The 23,604-nt window shown below is 72.3% G+C and carries 13 protein-coding genes and 1 pseudogene; 6 read left to right on the forward strand and 8 right to left on the reverse strand.

Annotation, left to right across the window (positions count from 1 at the left end; genetic code table 11):
- Window positions 1-136: 136 nt before the first annotated feature.
- From mqnC to OIU81_RS00445, 3 genes are read right to left on the reverse strand one after another with little or no spacing between them, the layout of a single operon-like run.
- The gene (mqnC, locus tag OIU81_RS00435) at window positions 137-1,360 is read right to left on the reverse strand and encodes a cyclic dehypoxanthinyl futalosine synthase (protein WP_329154766.1); all 1,224 of its coding nucleotides are present in this window, start codon (window positions 1,358-1,360) and stop codon (window positions 137-139) included.
- 46 nt (window positions 1,361-1,406) lie between these two features.
- Window positions 1,407-2,312, reverse strand: a complete 906-nt coding sequence (locus OIU81_RS00440) for a menaquinone biosynthetic enzyme MqnA/MqnD family protein (RefSeq protein ID WP_329141886.1) — start codon at window positions 2,310-2,312, stop codon at window positions 1,407-1,409.
- Between the two features lie 47 nt (window positions 2,313-2,359).
- Window positions 2,360-3,130, reverse strand: a complete 771-nt coding sequence (locus OIU81_RS00445) for a thioesterase II family protein (RefSeq protein WP_329141888.1) — start codon at window positions 3,128-3,130, stop codon at window positions 2,360-2,362.
- 323 nt (window positions 3,131-3,453) lie between these two features.
- Here OIU81_RS00445 and OIU81_RS00450 point away from each other — a divergent pair, with 323 nt between their 5' ends.
- From OIU81_RS00450 to OIU81_RS00465, 4 genes are all read left to right on the forward strand, one after another.
- On the forward strand, window positions 3,454-3,855 hold the full coding sequence (locus tag OIU81_RS00450) for a DUF6069 family protein (RefSeq protein WP_329141889.1): 402 nt from the start codon (window positions 3,454-3,456) through the stop codon (window positions 3,853-3,855).
- Complete coding sequence (locus tag OIU81_RS00455; protein ID WP_329141891.1) at window positions 3,852-4,835, forward strand: ACP S-malonyltransferase; 984 nt, start codon at window positions 3,852-3,854, stop codon at window positions 4,833-4,835. Before OIU81_RS00450 ends, OIU81_RS00455 begins: the two co-directional genes overlap by 4 nt.
- Before the next feature lie 425 nt (window positions 4,836-5,260).
- Window positions 5,261-14,761 (forward strand): Ig-like domain repeat protein, encoded by a 9,501-nt coding sequence (locus OIU81_RS00460; RefSeq protein ID WP_329141893.1) that lies wholly within the window; start codon window positions 5,261-5,263, stop codon window positions 14,759-14,761.
- A 159-nt stretch (window positions 14,762-14,920) separates the two neighbouring features.
- The gene (locus OIU81_RS00465; RefSeq protein WP_329141895.1) at window positions 14,921-17,971 is read left to right on the forward strand and encodes a non-ribosomal peptide synthetase; all 3,051 of its coding nucleotides are present in this window, start codon (window positions 14,921-14,923) and stop codon (window positions 17,969-17,971) included.
- 62 nt (window positions 17,972-18,033) lie between these two features.
- On the opposite strand, the gene OIU81_RS00470 is transcribed toward OIU81_RS00465, so the two are convergent.
- Complete coding sequence (locus tag OIU81_RS00470) at window positions 18,034-19,080, reverse strand: S66 family peptidase (protein WP_329141897.1); 1,047 nt, start codon at window positions 19,078-19,080, stop codon at window positions 18,034-18,036.
- 69 nt (window positions 19,081-19,149) lie between these two features.
- Between OIU81_RS00470 and OIU81_RS00475 the strand changes: the two genes are divergently transcribed.
- Window positions 19,150-19,701, forward strand: a complete 552-nt coding sequence (locus OIU81_RS00475; RefSeq protein WP_329141899.1) for a GNAT family N-acetyltransferase — start codon at window positions 19,150-19,152, stop codon at window positions 19,699-19,701.
- Window positions 19,702-19,746: 45 nt separating this feature from the next.
- On the opposite strand, the gene OIU81_RS00480 is transcribed toward OIU81_RS00475, so the two are convergent.
- The gene (locus OIU81_RS00480; protein ID WP_329141901.1) at window positions 19,747-20,487 is read right to left on the reverse strand and encodes a class I SAM-dependent methyltransferase; all 741 of its coding nucleotides are present in this window, start codon (window positions 20,485-20,487) and stop codon (window positions 19,747-19,749) included.
- A gap of 149 nt (window positions 20,488-20,636) precedes the next feature.
- Between OIU81_RS00480 and OIU81_RS00485 the strand changes: the two are divergent.
- A pseudogene (locus OIU81_RS00485) lies at window positions 20,637-20,783 on the forward strand (IS701 family transposase); the annotation flags it as partial.
- Window positions 20,784-20,946: 163 nt separating this feature from the next.
- On the opposite strand, the gene OIU81_RS00490 reads toward OIU81_RS00485, so the two are convergent.
- The 3 genes from OIU81_RS00490 to OIU81_RS00500 form a co-directional block, all read right to left on the reverse strand.
- Complete coding sequence (locus OIU81_RS00490) at window positions 20,947-22,086, reverse strand: GDSL-type esterase/lipase family protein (RefSeq protein ID WP_329154767.1); 1,140 nt, start codon at window positions 22,084-22,086, stop codon at window positions 20,947-20,949.
- A 186-nt stretch (window positions 22,087-22,272) separates the two neighbouring features.
- Window positions 22,273-22,809 (reverse strand): GNAT family N-acetyltransferase, encoded by a 537-nt coding sequence (locus OIU81_RS00495; protein ID WP_329141906.1) that lies wholly within the window; start codon window positions 22,807-22,809, stop codon window positions 22,273-22,275.
- Window positions 22,810-22,991: 182 nt separating this feature from the next.
- Window positions 22,992-23,603, reverse strand: coding sequence for an adenylyl-sulfate kinase (locus OIU81_RS00500; RefSeq protein ID WP_329141908.1), 612 nt, complete (start codon window positions 23,601-23,603; stop codon window positions 22,992-22,994).
- Window position 23,604: the final 1 nt, after the last annotated feature.

Genomic DNA, 23,604 nt, shown 5'->3' on the forward strand with positions numbered 1-23,604 from the left:
GGCCGGGCAGGTCCCCCGGTATGACGCCGCGGTCGTGCCCTGCGCCGGCACAGCACAACGGTGACCGGATCAGCTCTCTGATCCGGTCACCGTGTGGGAGGAGCCGGCGTCACGCGCGGCACGCAGGAGGAGCTGGTCAGCTCGCCCCGATCACCTTCAGCTCGGGGTGGCTCCTCGCCTGGTCCGGGCCGTCGAGGGCGGTGGAGGACAGATGGGAGACGACGTGGTCGTCGACCGGGTCGTTGGCCGGGTCGTCGTGCACGACCAGGTGCTCGTAGGTCGTGGCGCGCTGTGCCGGGACCCGGTCGGCCGACCGGATCAGCTGGAGCAGTTCCATGCGGTTGGAGCGGTGCTTGGCGCCGGCCGAGGAGACCACGTTCTCCTCCAGCATCACCGAGCCGAGGTCGTCGGCACCGTAGTGCAGGGCGAGCTGGCCGGCCTCCTTGCCGACGGTCAGCCACGAGCCCTGGATGTGCGCGACGTTGTCCAGGAAGATCCGGGCGATGGCGAGCATCCGCAGATACTCGAAGACCGTCGCCTGGGTCTGCCCCTTCAGGTGGTTGTTCTCCGGCTGGTAGGTGTACGGGATGAAGGCGCGGAAGCCGCCCGTACGGTCCTGGACGTCGCGGATCATCCGGATGTGCTCGATGCGCTCGGCGTTGGTCTCGCCGGTGCCCATCAGCATCGTCGAGGTCGACTCCACACCGAGTCCGTGCGCCACCTCCATGATCTCCAGCCAGCGCTCGCCGGACTCCTTCAGCGGGGCGATGGCCTTGCGGGCCCGCGCCGGCAGCAGCTCGGCGCCGGCGCCCGCGAAGGAGTCGAGCCCGGCCGCGTGGATCCGCCGGATCGCCTCCTCGACGGACACCTTCGAGATCCGGGCCATGTGCTCGACCTCGGAGGCACCCAGGGAGTGGATGACCAGCTCGGGGAATGCCTTCTTGATGGCGGAGAAGTGCTCTTCGTAATACTCGACGCCGTAGTCCGGGTGGTGCCCGCCCTGGAACATGATCTGGGTGCCGCCGAGTTCGACGGTCTCCGCGCAGCGGCGCAGGATGTCGTCGAGGTCACGGGTCCAGCCCTTGGCGGTGTCCTTCGGCGGCGCGTAGAAGGCGCAGAACTTGCACGCCGTCACACACACATTGGTGTAGTTGATGTTGCGTTCGATGATGTAGGTGGCAATGTGCTCGGTGCCCGCGTAGCGACGGCGGCGGATCGTGTCGGCCGCCGAGCCCAGCGCATGCAGCGGGGCGTGGCGGTAGAGATCCAGCGCCTCTTCGGGGGTCACCCTGCCGCCCTCGGCGGCACGGTCCAGTACGGACTGGAGGCCACGGTCGGTGGCTTCGGACGGTCGGGGCATGTCGACGGCCTTTCCGGGGGTGTTTTCGGGCTCGTTGCCGCTCATGTCACGTGCTGATCGCTTCGGTGCCCAGGAGCTCGACGCGGACGTCCGGCGGGAAGCCGGCCTGTCCGCCGCCGACCCGGCGGGCGAATTCCGCGATTCCGGCGAGCTGGCGCTCGCCGAGGCTGAAGTCGAGGGCGGTGGTGTAGTAGTGCTCCAGCGTCCGGGCGTCGAACGCCTCCCACCGGGCGGCCTGTTCACAGACCTCCTTGACCTCGGTGAGGGACAGATCGCGGGACGCCAGCAGGTCCGCGTGGACGCGGCGCGCGGTCTCGGGCTCCCTGGCGAGGAAGTCCTTGCGGGCGGCGAAGACGGCGAAGACGAAGGGCAGTCCGGTCCAGTCGCGCCACATCTGGCCCAGGTCGTGCACCTGGAGGCCGAGCCGGGGCGCGTCGTGCAGGGAGGCGCGCAGCGCGGCGTCACCGATGACCACGGCCGCCCGCGCCCGCTGCATCATCGTCGCGAGGTCGGGCGGGCAGACGAAGTATTCGGGCCGGACGCCGACCGACTCGGTGAACAGCAGCTCGGCCAGCCGCACCGAGGTCCGGCTGGTGGATCCGAGCGCGACGGGTTCGCCGTCGAGCTGGTCCAGCGGGACCTGGCTGACGATCAGGCAGGACTCCACGGGGCCGTCGCTGCCCACGGCGATGCCCGGCAGTGCCACCAGTTCGTCGGCGTGCTTGAGGAATTCCATGAGGCTGATCGGCCCGATGTCGAGGGTGCCCGAGACGAGGGCGTCGCTCAGGCCGTCCGGGCTGTCCTTGCGCAGGTCCATGTCGAGCAGACTGCCGCTCTTGGCCAGTCCCCAGAACAGGGGCAGGCAGTTGAGGAAGTCGATGTGACCGACCCTGGGCCGTCGCCCGGTGCGCGGTGCGGGCGTGGCCGACGCGGTGAGTAGCGGTTCAGGCATGGCTGTCAGGGCTCCAGGGGGGCTCGGTCGGGGCAGCGGGGCGGCACCTACGCATGGTGGGGAAGGGCGGTGGAGGTGAAGTGGGCGCTGAGCACGTCCATCACCTCTTTCGGTCGGTCGGCCAGGTAGAAGTGCCCGCCGGGGAAGACCTGCAGGTCGCATGCGCCGGCGGTGTGCGCGTCCCAGGACCGGGCCTCGACGAGGGACGTCTTGGGGTCGTCGTCGCCGACGAGCACGGTGACGGGGCAGCGCACGACGGCCCCGGGCTCGCTGCGGTAGGTCTCGACGGCCTTGTAGTCGCTGCGCAGCGCGGGCAGCACCATGCGCAGCATCTCCTCGTCGTCGAGGACCCGGGAGTCGGTGCCGCTCAGCGCCCGCAGCTCGGCGACGATGCCGTCGTCGTCCCGCCGGTGGACCTGCTCGTCGCGGTACGCGGACGGTGCCCGGCGCCCGGAGGCGAACAGCCGCACGGGGCCCTCCCCGTCGCGTTCCAGCCGCCGTGCCACCTCAAAGGCCACCAGTGCGCCCATGCTGTGGCCGAAGAAGGTCAGCGGCCGGTCGGTCCAGGCTCCCAGCGCCTCGGCGATCCGGTCCGCAAGGAGGCCGATGTCGTCGATGGCCGGTTCGTGGCGGCGGTCCTGCCGCCCGGGGTACTGCACGGCGAGCACGTCCACGCCGGGGCTGAGCGCGGCCGAGACGGGGTGGTAGAAGCTCGCGGAGCCGCCGGCGTGCGGGAAGCACACCAGGCGCCGGCCCGCGTCCGGGGCCGGGTGGAACCGCCGGCACCACAGGCCGTCGTCCGCAAGGGGGGAACTCATCGTGGTGATCCGTCCTTTCCTGTGGACCGGCCCGGCCGCGCCGCGGCCGGCACCCTCGTCCCGAGCGGATCGGGAAACACTTACTGCCGCCACTATCCAGTGGGCCCGGACCACCAGCACAAGGTCTACCGGCCCGTTACGGCGGAAGTCTGGGCGTTTCCCCGGTTCTCGGGGGTGGGGGAACCGGACCGGTGGCGCGGCACAGCGCCGCGGGCCTAGCCTCACGGTGCAGCGGTCGCTGCCCGAGGAACGACAGCGATTCGGCAACCCGTTGCGCCCGCCGTGCCAGGTCTTGTACGTCCGCCTCAGGAGGTTGGTTCATCATGGCCGCGAGATCACCACGGTCCGCCCGGGTTCTGGCCGTCCTCGGGACCACTGCCGCCACGCTCGTGGTGTGGGTGATCGCCGCGGTGGCGCTGGACGTGAAGCTCGATGTGCGGATGAAGCCCGGTGCCGCCCTCCAGCACATCGGACCGGCCACGGTCGTCCTCGCCAGCCTCGTCGCCGGATTCGCCGCCTGGGCGCTGCTCGCCCTGCTGGAGCGCCGCACCCCGCGGGCGCGCCGGGTGTGGACGGTCATCGCGGTCGTGGTGCTGGCCCTGTCCCTGATCGCTCCGCTGCAGAGCGGGGTGACGACCGGTGTCAAGGTGACGCTGCTGTGCATGCATCTGGTCGCGGCCGTGGTCCTGGTGCCGGCGCTGGCCCGCACGGCCGTCCGGCGATGACGCACGCCGGTCTCGCGTTCCTCTGCGGTACCGATCTCGATGCCTACGACCCGGGCGGGCTGGCCGCGTTCCACGACAGCTCTCCGGTGCTGCGCCACCGGTACCGCAAGGTCGCCGAGTGGACGGGCGTGGACGCCGGGCGGCTGCTCGGCCGGGACCGTTCCCGGGCCGGGCCGCACGAGCGTACCCTCATCGGCCGGCTGGCGCTGGCGACGGCGATGCTCGGGATCCACGACGTGCTCGCGGTGCACAAGATCCGGCCCGGTGTGCTGGGCGGTCTGGGCATCGGGACGATGGTCGCGTCCGCTCTGGCCGGCGCACTCCCGCGCGACGCGCTGATCCGGACGCTGGCCGGCACCGGCAGCGCCGAGGGCCCGGACCGTGCGGGGGCCGTCGCGCTGGCCTTTCTGCCGGCCGGCGCGGACCCCGAGTGGTATCGCGGCGCGGTGGGCGGTGACGTCCGGTGCGGCGGCTCGCTGGGCCGGGACACCAGTGGGACGTACCGGGTGGTGCTGCTGACCGGGGACGGCGCGGCGCTGGCGCGGCTTGCCGCCGAGGCCCCGAAGGGCGCCGTCCGGATCAGCGGGAGCAGTCGCGTCACGGTGCACAGCCCGCTCGGCAGGGAAGCCCACGACGAGATGCGCCGTCTGGTGCGCGGGCTGCCGTTCACCGCCCCCGCCGTGCCACTGTGCTCCGCGCTGGAGGCGAAGACCCTGCGTACGGCGGACGAGGTCGGTGAGCTCTTCGTGCGGAACGTGGTCCAGCCGGCCGAACTCGGCGCGCTCACACAGGAGATGGCGTCGCACGGCACCCGGCTCGGGCTCGTCCTCGGGCCGTCGCTGCCCAGGAATCTGCTCCGGTACCCGTTCCCGGTCATCCCGGTGGAATCCCCGGACGACATCGCCCAGGCGATCTCGGCGATCCTCGAATTCGGGGTGGAGATGTCCCCCGTGGGGCACGCCCTGCCGCACTGGGTGTAGGGCCTTCGCCGCGGTGGGCGCCGCCTGAAGGGTCGTGAAGTGGCGCCGGGTTCCGCTCGCCCTTTCGGGTGAGCAGGTCTCCGGAACGTTGCCTCGGCCTCACCGGGCTGGGTTACTGAGACCGTCCGATTCCGGTGGGCCGCCCATCCTTTCCGGGGGAGTGGAAGGCGTCGTGCCAGTTTCGGATCCCCAGCGTGCTCACGCTGTGCCCGAGCGCTCCTCCGTGGAGGACGAGCAGGTACCGGCCCTGTCGACACGCGTGCGGCCGCAGAGTGCTGCGGCAGGCGCGCGCGCTGGTCTGGAGCCGTCATGCATGCTGTCCGTGCCGTCAGCCCGGTGCACGTCCCGCCTCTGCCGGTGCCGCGCGCGGGAACTGCCCCCGCCGGCGCGACCACCGCCAACTCCGCACGCACCAGGGCAGTTTCGTGCTGACCCCGTACGGCCCGGGCGGGCTCCTCCTCGTCACCGACCGCGACGGGCACTGCGTCGCCGTCATCGACCCGGTGACCGGCCAGGTCGTCCGCGCTCCCGGCGGGCAGCTCCCGCTCGCGGCGGAGCTGGGGGCCGGCACCGCCGGTGGCGCGCTCGGGCTCCTCAACCGGTACTCCGGGGTGTTCCCGAGCCAGGGGTCCTACGCCGGCGGAACCCTGGTGACGATCATCGGCAGCCACTTCAGCCGCGCCAGCGCCGTGTACTTCGGTGCCCGCCCGGCCGCGAGCTTCGCCGTCCTCGACGACCAGACCATCGTGGCGGTGACCCCCTCGGGCAGCGGGGCGGCTCCGGTCACGGTCACCACCCCCGGGGGCACCGCACGCGTCGGCTACTTCTCCTACCTGTACTGGCCCAGCCTGTCGGCAATCGTGCCGGCCGCGGGTCCGGTCGGCGGCGGCAATGTCGTCACGCTCCGCGGCGCCAACCTGAGCACCGCGCAGCTGGTGCACTTCGGCGATGCCGTCGCCTTCCCCCTGGTGGTCTCCGACGCGCAGCTGCTGGTGACCGCTCCCCCGGTCCCGGGGCCGGGCCCCGTCCCGGTCTATGTCTCCAGCATCGGCGGCGTGAGCAACCGCCTGCTCTACACCTATGCGGCCGCCCCGTCGGTCTCGGGTGTGAGCCCGGCCGCCGGGCCGATCGCCGGCGGCAACACCGTCGTCCTGACCGGCACCGGTCTGGCGGGTGTCACCGGCGTCACCATCGGCGGGCTGCCCGCGACGTCCTTCCGCGCGTACTTGGACACGCTCATCGTCGCGGTGACGCCCGCGGGGGTCCCCGGTCCCGCCGACATCACCGTGACCACTCCCGGGGGCAGTGCGACGCTGCCCGCCGCCTTCGACTACATGGCGCCCTCCGCGACGGAGGTCACCTCCGATCCCGATCCCGCGCTCGTCGGCCAGCCGGTCACCTTCACCGCTGCCGTGACGGCCGTCCCGCCGACGACGGGCACCCCGTCCGGCACCGTCACCTTCGACTTCGGCGACGCAACCGCCGCCGTGACGGCGGCCGTTACGGACGGCACGGCCACGGTCAGCCACGCCTACACCGGGCCGTCGGGCTCGCCCTACGCCGTCAGCGCCACCTACAGCGGCGACGTCTTCTTCACCCCGTCCACCGGCACGGACACCCAGGTCGTGGAGGCGGCGCCGACCACCACCACGGTGGCCCCCACCCCCGCCCCCTCACTGGCCGGGCAGTCGGTCACCTTTGTCGCGCGGGTCGCTCCCGCCCCTCCGGGGGCCGGTGTGCCGACCGGCACGGTGACCTTCGACTTCGGCGACGGCACCCCACCGGTCACCCTGCCGGTGTCGGGCGGTGCGGCATCGGTGACCCACGCCTATGCGCACGCCGCCGAGAGCCCGTACCCGGTCACCGCCACGTACGACGGCGACGACCACTTCACTCCGTCCACGGGCACCGGCTCCCAGACCGTCCAACAGGCGTCGACGTCCACCACGGTGGACCTGTCGCCGAACCCCTCCGTGGCCGGGCAGCCGGTGACCGTCACCGCGTCGGCCACCTCCCTCCCGCCCGGCGCGGGGACCCCGACCGGCACGGTCACGTTCGACTTCGGCGACGGCACCACACCCGTCACGGCGCCCCTCACCGACGGCAGCGCCGGCACCACCCACACCTTCGGCGCCACCGGCAGCCCGTACGCGGTCACCGCCACCTACAACGGCGACGACAGCTTCACCGCCTCCACGGGCACGGACAGCCAGACCGTGGGATTGGCCTCCTCCAGCACCGCGATGACCTCCACACCCGACCCCTCCACCGTCGGCCAACAGGTCACCTTCACCGCCACGGTCACCACGCTCCCACCCGGATCAGGCACCCCCACCGGCACCGTCACCTTCGACTTCGGCGACACCACCACACCCGTCACGATGCCCCTCACCGATGGCGCCGCCGACACCACCCACACCTACACCGACGCCGCCGACACCCCCTACACCGTCACCGCCACCTACAACGGCGACGCCCACGTCACCGCCTCCGCGGGCACGGACAGCCAGACCGTGGGACTGGCCTCCTCCAGCACCGCGGTGACCTCCACACCCGACCCCTCCACCGTCGGCCAACAGGTCACCTTCACCGCCACGGTCACCACGCTCCCACCCGGATCAGGCACCCCCACCGGCACCGTCACCTTCGACTTCGGCGACGGGAGCCCCACCACCACCGCCCTCCTCGCCGACGGCGCCACCGACACCAGCCACAGCTACACCGATGCCGCGGGCAGCCCCTACACCGTCACCGCCACCTACAACGGCGACGCCAACGTCACCACGTCCGCGGGCACCGACAGCCAGACCGTCCAGCCGGCCGACACCACCGTCAACCTGGACGCGGCGCCCGACCCGTCCACCGTCGGGCAGTCGACGACATTCGTCGCGAAGATCGCCCCCGAGGCGCCGGCGGCCGGTGCCCCGACGGGGACGGTGACCTTCGAGTTCGGCGATGACAGCCCGCCCGTCACGGCACCGGTCGAGGGCGGCACGGCGACGGTCACCCACACCAATCCGGACGTGGCGGCCAGCCCGTACACGGTTGCCGCCACCTACAGCGGCGACGACAACTTCAACTCCTCGGCGGGGGCGGACACCCAAGTGGTCACCAAGGCCGTGTCGACGACGGTGGTGAGTGCCGCGCCCGCCTCCTCGATGACCGGCCAAGCGGTGGCCTTCACCGCGGTGGTCGCGGCCGTCCCGCCCGCCGCGGGCACCCCGACCGGCACGGTCACCTTCGACTTCGGCGACGGCACCACACCCGTCACGCTGTCCCTCACCGACGGCACCGCCGGCACCACCCACGCCTTCACCAGCGCGGCGGCCAGCCCCTACGCGGTCACCCTCACCTACAGCGGGGACACCAACTTCCTCGCCTCCGCGGGCACCGACCTCCACGTCGTCGAGCAGGCCACGACCGTCACCACGGTCACCGCGGCGCCCGATCCGTCCGTGACGGGGGAATCGGTGAGGGTCACCGTGACACCCCGCGCGCCGGGAGCGGGCGTCCCCACGGGGCAGGCCGTCTTCGACTTCGGCGACGGCTCCCCCCTCCTCACCGCCCAGTTGGAGGGGGGCACGGCCACCGTCGTCCACGCCTACACCAGCACGGCCGGCAGCCCGTACACCATCGCGGCGCATTACAGCGGTGATGCCGACTTCGCACCGTCCGACGACACCATCGCCCATGCCGTCGCGCCGGCCGCGACCACCACCGTGGTGACCTCGTCGGGGGATCCCGCCGCGGTGGGCCAGAGCGTGACCCTGATCGCGCGGGTGCGGCCGGTGCCGCCGGGTGCCGGCGACCCGACCGGCACGGTCACCTTCGACTTCGGCGACGGCACCGTGCCCGCCACCGCGCCGGTCTCCAACGGCCTGGCCACGGCGGTGCATGCCTACGCCGGCACCGCGGGCAGTCCCTACACCGTCACCGCCGCCTACAGCGGGGACGCCGACTTCGCGGCCTCCTCCGGGACGGCCGCCCAGCGCGTGGACAGCAGCGTGTCGACCACGTCGACGACGGTGAGTTCGGCGCCCGACCCGTCCACCGTCGGCGAGCCGGTGACCTTCACCGCGGTGGTCGTGGCCGTCCCGCCCGCCTCGGGCACCCCGACCGGCACGGTCACCTTCGACTTCGGCGACGGCACCACGGCCGTCAGCGCCCCGCTGGTGGGGGGCACGGCGACGGCCGGCCACCTCTACACCACCGCGACGAACCCCGCCTCGGTCACCGCTGTTTACCACGGCGACACCAACTTCGCGGGTTCGGCCGGCCTCGACACCCAGACGGTCTCCGAGGCCGCCTCGTCGACGGCCCTGACGTCCTCCGCCGATCCCTCCGCGACCGGCGAGCCGGTCACCTTCACCGCGACCGTCGCCACGGTCGATGCGGGCGCCGGCACCCCGACGGGCTCGGTCGCCTTCGACTTCGGCGACGGGAGCGCGACCGTCAGGGCGCCCCTCGCGGACGGGACCGCGACCGCCGTCCACGCCTACACCGGCACCTCCGGCAGCCCGTACGCCGTCACCGCCGACTACGACGGCGATGGCAGCTTCACCGGTTCGACCGGCACCGATACCCAGACCGTGCACCCGGCGGCGACGTCCACCACCGTCTTCTCGTCGCCGGACCCCTCCACGGCCGGCCAGCCGGTGACCATCACCGCGTCCCTCGCGGCCGTTTCCCCGGGGTCGGGCAGACCGCCCGGAACGGTCACCTTCGACTTCGGCGACGGCACCCCGACCGTCACCACTCCTGCCGTGGCCGGTCTCGCGACGGTCACCCACGCCTACACCACCACGGTCAACAGCCCCTTCAGCATCACTGCCAGCTACAGCGGCGCCCCCGACTTCGCCCCCTCCGCGGGCACCACCTCCCAGACGGTGCTCCAGTCCGCGGTCACCCTCGCGGTGAGCACCGGTCCGAACCCCACGGTGGCGGGCGAGCCGGTCACCGTCACCGCCACGGCCACCCCGGTGCCGCCGGGCGCCGGTGTCCCCACCGGCACGGTCACCGTCGACTTCGGCGACGGCACGGCTCCCACGACGGAATCCCTGGCCGGCGGGGCGGTCCACCTCACGCACACCTACGCCTCCGTTTTCGGCAGCCCGTACACGATCACCGCCACCTACAACGGGAGCGAGGACTTCTCCTCCGCGGTGGTCACCGCCGCCCAGACGGTCCTGCAGGACGCCACAACCACCACGGTGGCCGCCGCGCCGGACCCCTCCGTCGTGGGTCAGCCGGTCACCTTCACCGCGTCGGTGAAACCGGTGGCGGGCGGCGGTTCGCCGACCGGGACGGTGACGTTCGACTTCGGCGACGGGACGGTGCCGGTCGCGATGCCGGTCGTCGCCGGGGTGGCCACCGTGGAGCACGCCTTCTCCGGCACGTCCGGCAGCCCGTACGCGGTGACCGCCGCCTACAGCGGGGACACCGACTTCACCGCGTCCGGCGATGGCGCCACCCAGTCCGTCGACGAGGCCCCGTCCGTCACGGCGGTCACCTCCTCGCCCGATCCGTCGGTGACGGGTCAGCCGGTGACCGTGACCGCGACGGTCTCGGCGGCGGCGCCCGGGGACGGAAGCCCCACCGGCACCGTCACGTTCGACTTCGGCGACGGCGACGGCAGCGCGACCGTCACCGCGCCGGTCTCCCACGGCGTGGCGACGGCGGCCCACACCTGGGCCGGCACCTCCGGCAGCCCCTCCACCCTCACCGCCGGCTACAGCGGGGACACCGACTTCACCCCCTCAACCGGGATCGGCACCCACACCGTCGCCCCGGCCACGACCACCACAGCCGTGGACTCCTCCCCCGATCCGTCGGTGTCGGGCCAAGCGGTGACCGTCACGGCCGCCGTCACGGCGAACGCGCCCGGGGACGGCGTCCCCACGGGCACCGTCACCTTCGACTTCGGCGACGGCAGCCCCGCCGTCACCGCACCCCTGACGGACGGCGTGGCCGGCACCACCCACGTCTGGCCGGGCACCTCCGGCAGCCCCTACCCCGTCACGGCCACCTACGGCGGCGACCCCGACTTCGCCCCCTCCACCGGCAGCGACGATCAGAGCGTCACCCCGGCCACCACCACCATCACCGTCAGCGGACTTCCGGAGCCGTCGGTCACCGGGCAGCCGGTGACGTTCTTCGCGAGGGTCACACCGGATGGCGACGGGGACGGTACGCCGACCGGGACGGTGACGTACAACTTCGGCGACGGCACCACGCCGGTCGTCGCTCCCGTGACGGACGGTGTGGCGACCGCCGTGCACGCCTACCCGCCCTCGACGGGCAGCCCCTTCACCGTCACCGCCACCTACAGCGGCGACGACGATTTCCTCGCCTCGGTGGCGGCCGACATCCACACCGTGCAGCCCGCGGTGTCGACGACGGTGGTCAGCTCGTCGCCGGATCCCTCGGTGTCCGGCCAGCCGGTGACCGTCACCGCGACGGTCTCGGCGGAGGCCCCGGGAGACGGCACCCCCTCCGGCACGGTCACCTTCGACTTCGGCGACGGCAGCACGGCCGTCACCGCACCCGTGACGGACGGCACGGCGAGCACCACCCACGTCTGGTCGAGCACCTCCGGCAGCCCCTACACCCTCACCGCCACCTACAGCGGGGACGCGGGATTCACCCCCTCCAGGGCCACCGGCACCAAGACCGTCACCGCGGCCGCGACCACCACCGCCGTGGCTTCCTCCACCGACCCATCCGTGCCGGGCCGGCCGGTGACGCTCACCGCGACCGTCTCCGCGGTCGCCCCGGGCGACGGCTCCCCCACCGGCACCGTCACCTTCACCTTCGGCGACGGCACCCCCGCCGTCACCACCGCGGTCTCCGCGGGCACGGCCACCCTCACGCACGCCTGGGCCGGGACCGCCGGCAGCCCGTACCCGGTCACCGCCGACTACAGCGGCGACCCCGACTTCAGCCCGTCGACCGGCACCGGTTCCCAGACCGTCGGCCAGGGCGCCGCCGGCCTGACCCTGTTCTCCTCCCCGGACCCGTCGGTGGCCGGGCAGGAAGTCACCTTCACCGCGCGGGTCACCGCCGTGCCGCCGGGCGCGGGCGCGCCCACCGGGACCGTCACCTTCGACTTCGGCGACGGCACCGCGCCGGTCACCGCGCCGGTCTCCGGCGGGGTCGCGGCCCTCGCCCACACCTACGCGGCCGCGTCCGACACCCCCTACCCGGTCACCGCGGCCTACAGCGGGGACACCGACTTCGCCCCCGCCACCGTCACCGAGCCCCACACGGTGTCGGCCGGCGCCGCCACCACCTCGACCACCGTGAGCTCCGCCCCCGATCCCACGGTGACGGGCCAGCAGGTGACCTTCACCGCGACCGTCGCACCGACCCCGCCCGGCGCCGGAGTGCCCACCGGCACGGCCGCGTTCGATTTCGGCGACGGCACGGCGACCATCACGGCTCCGGTCTCCGGCGGCGTGGCGACCGTCACGCACACCTATGTGAGTGCCGCGGGCAGCCCCTACACGGTCACCGCGCACTACAGCGGGGACGCCAACTTCAGCTCCTCCTCCGGCACGGACATCCACACCGTCGCCCCGGCGTCGACCCTCACGACGGTGACCACCGCACCGGACCCGTCGGTGACCGGCCAGCCCGTGACCCTCACCGCGACCGTGGCGGCGCTCGCGCCGGGAGCCGGGGTACCGACCGACACCGTCACCTTCGACTTCGGCGACGGCACGGCGACCACGTCGGCGCCCGTCTCCGGTGGCGTGGCCAGGGTCACCCACACCTATACGAGCGCGACCGGGCCGCTCACGGTGACCGCGCTCTACGACGGCGACGCGAGCTTCCTGTCGTCGAGCGCGACGGACACGCAGACCGTCAACAAGGCCGCCACCACGACGGCCGTGGTCTCCTCCCCCGACCCCACGGTCGTCGGCCAGGTCATGACGATCACCGCCTCGGTGGCGTCCGCCGCGCCGGGAACCGGCACCCCGACGGGCACGGTCACCTTCGACTTCGGCGACGGCACGGCATCGGTCACGACTCCCGTGGCCGGCGGTCCGGCCACCGTCACGCACACCTACACCGCCACTGCCGGCAGCCCCTATCCGCTCACCGCCACCTACAACGGCGACGCCAACTACACCTCGTCCAGCGGGACGGACACCCAGACCGTCAACAAGGCCGCCACCACGACGGCCGTGGTCTCCTCCCCCGATCCCACGGTCGTCGGGCAGACGACGACGGTGACCGCCACCGTGGCGTCCGTCGCGCCGGGGACCGGCACGCCGACCGGCACCGTCACCTTCGACTTCGGCGACGGCTCCCCCTCCGTCACGGCGCCGGTGGCCGGCGGCCAGGCGACCGTCACCCACCCCAGCGCCTCCAGCGGCCCCTACACCCTCACCGCCACCTACAACGGCGACGCCAACTACACGTCGTCCAGCGGCTCGGACACCCAGACCGTCAACAAGGCCGCCACCGCCACGGCCCTCGTCTCCTCCCCCGACCCCACGGTCGCCGGCCAGTCCGTCACCCTCACCGCCACCGTGACCCCCGTCGCGCCCGGAGCCGGCACCCCCACCGGCACCGTCACCTTCAGCTTCGGCGACGGCACCGGCTCCACCACCGCCACCCTCTCCGGCGGCCTCGCCACCGTCACCCACACCTACACCACCACGTCCGGCACCCCCTATCCCCTCACCGCCACCTACAACGGGGACGCCAACTACACGTCGTCCAGCGGCTCGGACACCCAGACGGTCAACAAGGCAGCCACCGCCACGGCCCTGGCTTCCTCCCCCGACCCCGGCGTCGCCGGCCAGCCGGTCACCCTCACCGCCACCGTGCCCCCCGTCGCCCCCGGAGCCGGCACCCCCACCGGCACCGTCACCTTCTCCTTCGGCGACGGCACCGGCTCCACCACCGCCACCCTCTCCGGCGGCCTCGCCACCGTCACCCACACCTACACCACCGCCTCCACCACCCCCTATCCCCTCACCGCCACCTACAACGGGGGGACGAACTTCATCACCTCCGGCGGCAGCGACACCCAGACCGTCAACAAGGCGGCGACGGCCACCGCCGTGACCTCCACACCCGACCCGTCAGCGGCCGGCCAGGCGGTCACCGTCACCGCGGCCATCTCCGCGCTCGCCCCGGGAGCCGGCACCCCCACCGGCACCGTCACCTTCAGCTTCGGCGACGGCACGAGCTCCACCACCGCGCCCCTCTCCGGCGGCCTCGCCACGGTCAGCCACACCTACGCCACCAAAACGGGCAGCCCGTTCCCCCTCACCGCCGCCTACAACGGAGACGCCAGCTTCACCGCGTCCAGCGGGGCCACCACCCACACCGTCAACAAGAACCTGACGACCACCACGGTGACCTCGTCCCCGGACCCCGCGGTGGTCGGCCAGCCGGTCACACTCCGGGCGACCGTTTCCTCCGGGGGCGGCACGCCGACCGGCACCGTCACCTTCAGCTTCGGGGACGGCACGAGCTCCGTCGCGGCAACGCTGTCCGGCGGTGTCGCCACCGTCACCCACACCTACACGACCACCACGGGGAGCCCGTTCACGGTCACGGCCACCTACGGCGGGGAGGTCAGCTTCACCGCGTCGAGCGGTACGGACACCCAGACCGTCAACAAGGCCGCCACCACCACGACCGTGGTCTCCACGCCGAACCCCTCGACGACGGGTGACCGGGTGACGGTCACCGCGACCGTGGTTCCGGTGGCCCCCGGAGCGGGGACACCCAGCGGGACCGTCACCCTCGCCATCACCGGGCGCACTCCCCAGACCGTGACGCTGGTCGGCGGGACGGCCTCGGTGTCGTTCAGTCCGCTGCCCAAGGGGAGCCACTCCGTCACCGGCAACTACAACGGTGACGTCAGCTTCGCGGGATCCACCGGGATCACCGTGCAGACGGTCGTGTGAGGAACGGTTCCGCCGGCCCTCCGTAGTTGCGGGATTTCGCGGGCCCCCGATGCCATAGTTCCCGATCCGGCGAACACTAAGGTCCCCCCTAGTCACCGGCGGCGGATGATATGCGCCGTACCGGCAGGACAGAGCCGGCTTTCTCCGCGGAGGCCAGGAATGCGTGACCCTTCCGAGCGTCGGCCCTACACCAGACCCCTGACGGCCGAGGAATGGCTGTACGTGGGCATGGGCGGCCGGAACACCATTCAGCACGTCATCGAGGGCGACGGCACGCTGGACGCCGAGGAACTCGGCGCGGCGGTGGCGGTCGCCTCGCAGGCGTGCCCGGGCACCCGGCTCCGGCGGCAGGGGCGCCAGTGGGTGGACAGCGGGACCGCCCCCTTGGTGCACATCCTGCCCGGCCCGTTCGACGGGCAGCTCCTCGACTCCCCGGCGCTGCGCAAGCCCCTGAGCCCGTCCGGGCCGACCTGCGAGGTGCTGCTCGTTCCCGGCGAGCCGGCCACCGTGATCTTCCGGGCCTGCCATGCCGTGACCGATGCCCGGGGCCTGCTGCCCTGGGCCGTCGATGTGTTCCGGGTGCTGCGCGGTGAGCAGCCGCTGGGCGCGCCCGACCGGCTGAACAGTGACGAGTTTCTGCAACAGCTCGACCTTCCGGACGGGCTGCCGCCGATCCCGCAGGGCGTGGGGAAGCTGACATGGCCCTCCCCTCTGGGCCAACTGCCGCGAAAACGGGGCGGTTTGCTCTGGCGGCGCCGGACCGTCGACGGCAGCCACCCGGCGATCACGGCCAAGGTGACCAGCGCGCTGGCCGCGGCCTACGGGCCGGACGGCAGGGGTCAGTTCTTCGTGCCGGTCGATCTGCGCCGCCATGACGCGACGGTCCGGTCCACGGCCTGGCTGTCCCAGGCGCTGGTGCTGGACGTCGGCCCCGGGGACGGGTGGGAGGAGACGCATCACCGGATGCTCACCGCGCTGTCCGCGAAGGAGGAGCTGGCGCTGCGCACCGAACCCCGCCTGCTGCAGGCGCCGTTGCCGGTGCTGCGCCTGATGTCGGCGGCGGTCGACCGGGCGGCCGTCCGCAAGGGCCGGTTCTCCGCCCTCGGCTTTGTGACACATCTGGGCGCCTTCGGCCTGGAGGACTTCAGCACCGCCGGCTTCCGCGCCAGGACGCTGTACACGCTGGGCGGCACCGGCCCGGGCAGCCCGCCGTCGATCGAAATGATGGAGAGCGAGGGCCACACCGAGATCACCTTGGCGTGGCAGGACGGCCCCGGAGTCGCGGAGCGCGCCGAGGCGCTGCTCGACCGCGTGGAGGAGGCCCTGTCGCCCCGTGCGCACCGCCACTGGACGGGCAACGACACCGCGCGGGCGCTGCCGACGGACGGTTCGATGGTCCGGCTGTTCCGTGAGCAGGTCCGGCGGACACCCGACCGGGTGGCGCTCAGCGGGCCGGAGGGGCCGGTCACCTATGCCGAGCTGAGCCGCCGCGCGGATGCCGTGGCCGCGGAGCTGGCGCGTCGCGGTGCCGGCCGGGGCAGCGTCGTCGCCCTGCTCGCCGACCGGTCGGTGGCGGGTGTGGCGGGGCTGTGGGGGGTGCTGCGGGCCGGGGCCTGCTATCTGCCGGTGGACGCACAGCATCCCGACGTCCGTCTGGCCGGGCTGCTCGCGGATGCGGGGGCCGCCTTCTGCCTTGTGGAGCGGCCGTACGAGCAGCGCGCGTGCGTACCGGAGGGTTGTGTGCCGCTGGTGCTGGACGAGCTGATGGCCGCGGCGGCCGAGCAGGAAGGTCCCGGCGACGGCGGCTTCGCGGATGCCGAGGTGGCGCCGGACGACCTGGCGTACATCATCTACACCTCGGGCTCGACGGGCCGCCCCAAGGGCGTGCAGATCGAGCACCGCAACCTCCAGCACTACGTGCACTGGGCGACCCGGGAATTCGGGGTGGATGCCGAAACCCGCCTGCCGCTCCTCACCTCGCCGTCCTTCGACGTCTCGGGGACGTCCGTGTTCCTGCCCCTGCTGGCGGGCGGTGAAGTGATCCTCCTGCGCGACGAGCCCCATCACCTCTCGCTGCGCCGCCTGCTGGAGCACTCGGGCGCCAATACGCTGAACCTCACGCCCTCCCATCTCGACCTGATCGGGCAACTGGACATGCACCCGGCCGGGTTCCGCACCATCATCGTGATCGGTGAACAACTGCGGGTGGAGGTCGCGGCGCGGGCGCAGGAGATGTTCGGGGCCGACTGCCGGATCGTCAACGAGTACGGGCCGACCGAGGCGACCATCGGGTGCACGGCGTACACCTTCCGGCCGGCGGAGGACCGCAGCCGGGCCGTGGTGCCGATCGGGATGCCGGCCGACAACACCCAGGTGTTCCTGCTCGATGCGCAACGGCGGTTCGTCGCGCCCGGTGAGGTGGGCGAGATGTATCTCGGCGGGGTGCAGCTGGCCCGCGGCTACCGCGGCCGCCCGGACCTGGACCGGGAGCGCTTCCCCGTACTGGCGGACGGCACCCGGGTCTACCGCACGGGTGATCTGGCCCGGGTCCTTCCCTCGGGTGGGCTGGAGTTCATCGGACGCATCGACAACCAGGTCAAGGTGCGGGGCCACCGGGTGGAGCCGGCGGAGGTGGCGCAGTGCCTGGAGGGCCACCCGGCGGCCGACCGGGTCGTGGTGGTGGCACGGGCCAGGCCCGGCCGGCCCGGCAAGTCGCTGTTCGCGTATGTGCTGTCCCACGCGGAGGTGACGCCGAAGGAGTTGACCGCCTACGCCGCCGAACGGCTCCCCCGTTACATGGTGCCCGCCGCGGTGCTCCTGGTGACGGAGCTGCCGTACACGGTCAGCGGCAAGGTGGACGAAAAGGCGCTGCCGGACCCGTTCGCCGAGGAGCCGGGGGCCGGGGCACCGGTCCGCGGGGATGCGGCCGCGGCGGTGGATCCGGTGGAGGAGGCGGTGGCTCGGGTCTGGGCGCGCACCCTGGGCGTGGAGCGCTCCCGGCTCGACGGCCAGGCCGACTTCCACCGGATGGGCGGTGACTCGCTGTCGCTGCTCGCGATGGTCGCCGGTGTCTGCCGCGACGTGCTGGAGTCCGGCCGGGAAGAGGTGTTCATGGCCCAGCTCGCCACGATCATCAGCGACCCGACGCTCGACCGGGTGGTGGCCCTCTCCCGCGCGGCGGCCGCCGGGGACCCGCAGCCCCAGCTCTGAGAGCCCACCGGCAACCGCCGTTCCGGACGCCGCCGACGAGCCGACGGCGTCCGGAGCGGAGGTCAGTACGTCACCGTGATCCGCCGGGCCGGCCCGTCCACCCGCACCGTGCCGCCGTAGGGGATCACCACCTGGGGATCGGTGTGGCCGAGGTCCACGCCGAAGACCGCCATCGTCTGCGGGGCGTACGCCGCCAACGCGCGCAGGACCGCTTCGCGCTGCTCGACGACGTAGCGGCGCTTGGCCTCCGGGCCGTTCGGCTGGTCGAAGGACCAGGCCTTGGCACGTCCCATCAGCAGGGCGGGGAAGCGGGCGAGCAGGCCGCGCTCGCCCATGCTGCGCAGGATGTAGAACACCTCCTGCGCCGCCGGCAGCTCTTCCGAGGTCTCGAGGAACAGGACACCGCCGTCGTACGCGGCGGGGTCGCGGTCGATCTCGCGGTCGGCCATCAGCAACCAGGACAGGATTTCGATGTTGCCGCCCCAGGAGGGGCCCTCGACGACCCGCTCGGGCCGGTGCCAGATCCACCCGTCGGCGGGCTCCGAGTCCGGCTCGACACGGAAGGTCTCGGGGTCCGCCCAGTCGCGGCCCGAGTCCCCGAAGCGCTCGGCGGGGCGGAGCTCATAGGGGCCGGATGTGAACAGTGCGGCGCGCACCGAATCCGCGGTCATCGGGTGGAGGGCGTACGGGCGGCCGATCTCGGTCATCACACAGCAACCGTGATAGCCGACCATGCCGAGATGGTGCAGGAACATCAGCAGATTGGTGTTGTCGCTGGTCCCGAAGAACGGCTTGGGGTGGGCGCGGATCAACTCCCGGTCCAGCAGGGGCAGCACGGTGATCTGGTCGTCACCGCCGATACTGGCCATCACCGCCTTGATGGCCGGATCGGCGAACGCGGCGTGAATGTCGTCGGCCCGCTCCTGGGGCGTGGATCCCATCCGCCGCGTGGCCGGATACTCCACGGGTTCCAACCCGAAATCCGCACGCAGCCGCCGCAGCCCCAGCTCATACGGAAGCGGAAGAACTCCCGGCAGGCCGGAGGACGGCGAGATGACCGCTATCCGGTCACCGGGTACGGGCTTGGGCGGATACACAGACGTCTTCATGCACAGGAGGATAGGGGTCCAACTTCCCTTCACTCACCTGCATTTCACCACGTCGTGATCAAATGGAGGATGACATCGTTCTGGACCGGCCAACGGGTACGCCTGCGCGGTATCGAGCCCGACGACTGGCAGGCGTTCCTGCGCTTCGCCGAGGACGAGGAGCGGTTGGGCGACTTGCTGCACCCGCCCCGTTCCGCCGAAAGCTTCCGCGAATGGGCGAAGGAACAGGCACTCGCCCGGCCCGACGGAGACTGCTTCCGGTTGGCGATCGAAGCCGTCGAGACCGGGGAGACCGTCGGTGCTGTCGGCGTGCACCATGCCGACCCCCATGCGGGCCGTTTCGAGTACGGCGTCACCATCGGCGCCGACCATCGACACCGGGGCTACGCGGCGGACGCCGCTGTGCTGCTGCTGCGCTTCATGTTCGCCGAGCGGCGCTTTCACAAATGCGAGGCCCGGATATTCGCTCACAACGAGGCCTCGCTGACCCTGCACCGCCGTCTCGGCTTCCTCGAGGAGGGGCGCCTTCGCGATCACGTGTTCTTCGCCGGCCGGCACCACGATCTCGTCCTGATGGGCATGCTCGCGGACGGGTTCGCGCAGCTGCACTCGATGGTCTAGGGGGTGTCCGGCAAAGGGATGCCTTCACGTCTCGGCGCGGCGGACTTACGGTTTGTGGGTTACCCAGAGCAGTTCCGCCGGCCAGCGGTGTGCCCAGTCGGGTGGGGCGGTTTCGTTGTAGCCGTTGGGTGTTCCGAGTTCGGGCCGCGGCTCGATGAGGTCGTCGATGATGAGACCCGCGCCGCGCAGGACCTTGACCCAGTCGCCGTAGGTGAGCTGATAGCTGGTCGCGCCGTCGTCTTCGGCGATGGTGTTCAGCCCGAAGTAGTCCTGCTGCAGCGTCGTGGTCACGCGGCTGGCGGCTTCGTCGTAGCAAGCTTCGAACCATGGGCTGGCGACGTTGAACACCAGGCGCCCGCCTCGGCCCAAGACGCGTGCGGCCTGTGGGACGGCCAGGTGCGGGGGCGCCCAGCTGAGCCCACCGAAGTCGCAGAACACCAGGTCGAAGCTGTCGGCGGCGAAGGGGAGTTGTTCGGCGGCGCCTTGCACTAGCGGGTAGCGGGCCGCTCCCATCGCGCGGGCCGCTGCGGCGAGTTGGGCTTCGGACAGGTCGAGCCCGACCACGGTGGCACCCTCGGCAGTGAGCGCCCTGGACCACTGGCCGGCGCCGCAGCCGAGTTCGAGGACGCGCTTGCCGGTGACGTCGCCCAGGGCGTGCAGGTGCGCGTCGGGGATGGAGTACATGCCCCACAGCCGGGGTGTGGCGCCGATTTGCGGGTCGTGCTCGTGCTGGTAGGCGCTGCTGATCTGGTTCCAGAGCCGCCGGTTGGCGGGGATGCTGTCCACGTGCCGACTCCAGCACTGCCTGCCGGGGGCGGTCAACACGATTAGGGCACTGGCCGGCCCTCGCCTCGGTCCGGCCCTGGCTCGGCCCATGATCCGCCGGACGAGCCCCAGTACTGCAACCGCATGTGGCGTGACGTGTGGTGCCGGGGCGTGAGCGGGCGCTGGACTACCTCCATGGGCTGGTCGCGCCGCTGGAGAACATGAACGGCTGGACCCTTTCCGGGCAGGTCGGGCAGCTGCGTCCCGATGGTGTCCGTCTGCTCAACCTCTCTGACTGGGACGAGGAAGGATCCCGACCGGGCGGCGCCCGCGACAACGTCGCCCTCGTCGTCGTCCGTCTGTGACCGTCCGCCGATGACCGCGGCCCCGTCGGCCCGTCAGCGCCTCGTCACGGAACTGCAGCGCCACGTCCTACCGGGCTCCACACCCACACCCAGCGCGGGCCCGGAGCCAGGGTGGTCAGGCGAACGGACCGCCGTCCACAAAGGCGTGTGCGGCGAAACGCTTGCCCATCCGGCGGTACGCGGCGGCGGTGGGATGCAGGCCATCGGGCAGGTCGGCCACCTCGTCGGGCCCGAGCAGTTCGCGTCCGTCGAGATAGTGCAGATGGGGATCGTGCGCCCGCCGGGCCGCCACGATCCGGGCCAGCTCGGCACGCACCAAAGTCAGCGACAAAGCCCCACCGGTCACGTCCGCCGGGTCACCCAGGGCTGTGATCTTCCCGTCCGCACCCATCGCGACCGGACCGGGACGCTCCTCGAACGTCGGACAGCTCACCGGGGAGATCAGCAGCAGCGGGGTCTCCGGGTGCCCCTCCCGGATCGTGTCGAGAAATCCGTGCACCGCCGGGCCGAACGACCGCTGCCGAAAGGCGGCCAGGCCCACGATGTTGATTCCCACCTTGAGGCTGATCAGGTCGGCCGGAAGATCGCGGATCGTCCGGGCGACATAGGGATCCAGCATCTCGTTGCCCGCCTGGCCGAGATTGATCACCTCCGCTCCCCCGAGCGTTGCCGCCACCACCGGCCAGGTGCCGGTCGGGCCGTCGGCCTCCAGGCAGTGGCTGATGGAACTGCCGTAGTGCACCCAGCGGCGTCGCCCGTCCGGCAGCGGCGCCAACACCTCGCCGTCGGCCCGCAGGCCCACCAGTTCCGTGGGGGTCTGCTGCGGCAGCCACAGCTCGACCTGCTTCATGCCGGCCGGCAGCCCGCCGAACCGGACAGCCCCCGGTTTGCCCGGGATCAGTCGCTGCTCGGCCCCGGGGCCCGCCATCCGCAGCACGTTGCCCAGCGGCGCCTGCTGCCGCCCGAACGGCACGCCGTCCACCAGGAGTTCCATCACCCCGGTCGGGCGGGGTTGAGGTTCGGTGTCGAGCTGCCCCGTGGAGGTGAGTACGTCCAACTCCACCTCGCGCGCGTCGGTACGGAACACCAGCCGCACCCCCGAGGGCATCAGGGTCACCCCGTAGACCGAGGGATCCTGGTACTGCACCTTGGTCCACGCCGGCAGCCGACGCGGCATCACCCCCGCCTCTGTGGTCTCCAGATCCAATGCACCCCGTAACTCCACTGGTCCGCCGACCAGCGGCACCGCCTTCATTCCCACCGTCACCGCTCCTGCTCCTTATGTCACCTGATAGGTCGTTCGGCATAGCCATGCCTGGCACCGGCACACCAACCGGTGGGGGAACAACCACGACCAACGCCCCTTCGCAGCCGCCCCATGCGGTTGCAGTACTAGGCCGGTTCACCGGCGGTCGGCACACCCGCGCTTCCGGTCACGAGATCAAGCGGGCGGCGTGACCGGGGACCGGACTCCGAACCACTGCTCGGCGCCGTAGGCCTCGAACCGCTCTGCCTCGATGAACCCCAGCTTCGCCGCGAGGCGCATCGAGCGGATGTTGGCGCTCTGGGTCGCAAGCACCACTGGTTCGCCGGGAAGCGCGCCGGCGAACCAGTCGAGTGCCGCTGCGCACGCCTCGGCGGCGTACCCACGTCCCCATGCCTGCGGCAGGAACAGGTAGCCGAACTCGACTCTCCCGGCAGCCTGACGCAGGTGCCCCGTTCCTCTGGTGAGCATGATCTGACCGATCATCGCTCCGTCGAGATCGACCATGAAAAGGCCGGGGCGCCGCTCGGGTACTTCGGGCGTCGTGCGCTCGAGCTCGTCACGCGGCTGCGGGCCGCCGAGGTAGGCGCTCACCTCTGGCGAGGCCAGCAGGTCGATGACCGCCGCACGGTCCCGGGACTCGGACTCACGGAGCACGAGCCGCGCGGTCTTGATCGGGGCAGGTGGCCAGGCGATGGACCCTAATGCACTCATGGCGGGGAACCTATCGCACGCCCGCCGACGAGCGCGCGCTCTCACCGCTCACGAACAAGGCCACGGCTCTCCCGTCATGCTTCCCGGAGGGGGAGGCAAGACATGGAGGCGGCACGGCATCGGTGGGCTTCGGGCTGCTGGCCCGCTCGCACGCGTCGACGGGGCGGAACGCGGAGCGACGGCTAAGGCCCTTGGCCGGCAAGGGGGTCAGGATCAGGTGCGTTCCCGTCGGCGGGGCCGGCGCAGCGGGACCGTACCACGCCTCTGTCCGCCAGCAGGGCGTACACGGCGGCCGCGGTTTGGGTGACCGACGTGTGGTGTGTGATCAGGCGCAGGTCGGGGTGGGCCGGTGGCTCGTATGCCTCGTCCGGCGGCGGCATGGGGACGGCGGAGCCGGTTTCTTGCCCGGCGGGGCGGCGCTTCGCGCAGACCGACTGCGGTGCGTCCAGGTGGATTTCCACGTACGGCGTGCCGGTCGCCTCGTGGCGCCGGCGGACGGCATCGCGGCCGGCCGCGCCGGAGTCGGTGGCGGACACCAGGGTGAGGAAGCCGTTGCGGGCCAGGACCTCGGCGGCGAGGCCGGTGCGCTCCGTATGCCGGTGGGGGTCGTCCCGGGTGGGTCCGGTGGGGAGCGTCGCGTGCCGGGGGTCGCCGTCGAGGATCTCCACCCGGTGGCGCCGCGCGCGCAGGGCGCCGGCGAGGGCCTGCGCGACGGCGGTCTTGCCGGCGCCCGGCAGCCCGGTGAACCACACCGTGGCGCCGGCGCATCCGCACCTGAGACCGTCGTTGGTCATG

Source organism: Streptomyces sp. NBC_01454 (assembly GCF_036227565.1).
Lineage (GTDB): Bacteria > Actinomycetota > Actinomycetes > Streptomycetales > Streptomycetaceae > Streptomyces.

Bases quoted from the DNA above. Each gene is read 5' to 3' on its own strand.
- mqnC (WP_329154766.1), bottom strand. From the start codon at position 1,360: ATGCCCCGACCGTCCGAAGCCACCGACCGTGGCCTCCAGTCCGTACTG.
- OIU81_RS00500 (WP_329141908.1), bottom strand. From the start codon at position 23,603: ATGACCAACGACGGTCTCAGGTGCGGATGCGCCGGCGCCACGGTGTGG.
- OIU81_RS00470 (WP_329141897.1), bottom strand. From the start codon at position 19,080: ATGAAGACGTCTGTGTATCCGCCCAAGCCCGTACCCGGTGACCGGATA.
- OIU81_RS00495 (WP_329141906.1), bottom strand. From the start codon at position 22,809: ATGAGTGCATTAGGGTCCATCGCCTGGCCACCTGCCCCGATCAAGACC.
- OIU81_RS00490 (WP_329154767.1), bottom strand. From the start codon at position 22,086: ATGAAGGCGGTGCCGCTGGTCGGCGGACCAGTGGAGTTACGGGGTGCA.
- OIU81_RS00455 (WP_329141891.1), top strand. From the start codon at position 3,852: ATGACGCACGCCGGTCTCGCGTTCCTCTGCGGTACCGATCTCGATGCC.
- OIU81_RS00475 (WP_329141899.1), top strand. From the start codon at position 19,150: ATGACATCGTTCTGGACCGGCCAACGGGTACGCCTGCGCGGTATCGAG.
- OIU81_RS00440 (WP_329141886.1), bottom strand. From the start codon at position 2,312: ATGCCTGAACCGCTACTCACCGCGTCGGCCACGCCCGCACCGCGCACC.
- OIU81_RS00445 (WP_329141888.1), bottom strand. From the start codon at position 3,130: ATGAGTTCCCCCCTTGCGGACGACGGCCTGTGGTGCCGGCGGTTCCAC.
- OIU81_RS00450 (WP_329141889.1), top strand. From the start codon at position 3,454: ATGGCCGCGAGATCACCACGGTCCGCCCGGGTTCTGGCCGTCCTCGGG.
- OIU81_RS00465 (WP_329141895.1), top strand. From the start codon at position 14,921: ATGCGTGACCCTTCCGAGCGTCGGCCCTACACCAGACCCCTGACGGCC.